Origin of the sequence: Cellulomonas sp. GbtcB1, from assembly GCF_019091725.1 — a bacterium.
In the GTDB taxonomy this organism is placed as follows: Bacteria; Actinomycetota; Actinomycetes; order Actinomycetales; family Cellulomonadaceae; genus Cellulomonas.
On record NZ_JAGXJG010000312.1, the window covers coordinates 1 to 261 of the forward strand.

Genomic DNA, 261 nt, shown 5'->3' on the forward strand with positions numbered 1-261 from the left:
TCGTGCAGGCCGTGGTGGCCGTCCCGCTCGTGGTGCGGACCGTGCTGCCGGTGCTCCGGGAGATCGACCCGCGGCTGCGCGAGGCCGCGGGCACGCTCGGCGCGGGGACGGGCCGCGTCCTGCTGGGGGTCGACGGCGCGCTCGCCGCCCGGTCGATCGGGCTGGCCGTCGGGTCCGCGTTCGCGGTGTCGCTGGGGGAGTTCGGCGCGTCGTCGTTCCTCGCCCGGCCCGACCTGCCGACGCTGCCGGTGGTGATCTTCC

1 pseudogene is annotated in these 261 nt (G+C 77.8%); it reads left to right on the forward strand.

Features of this window, described 5'->3' with window-relative positions:
- Positions 1–261, forward strand: a pseudogene (locus tag KVT14_RS20555) (iron ABC transporter permease); the annotation flags it as partial.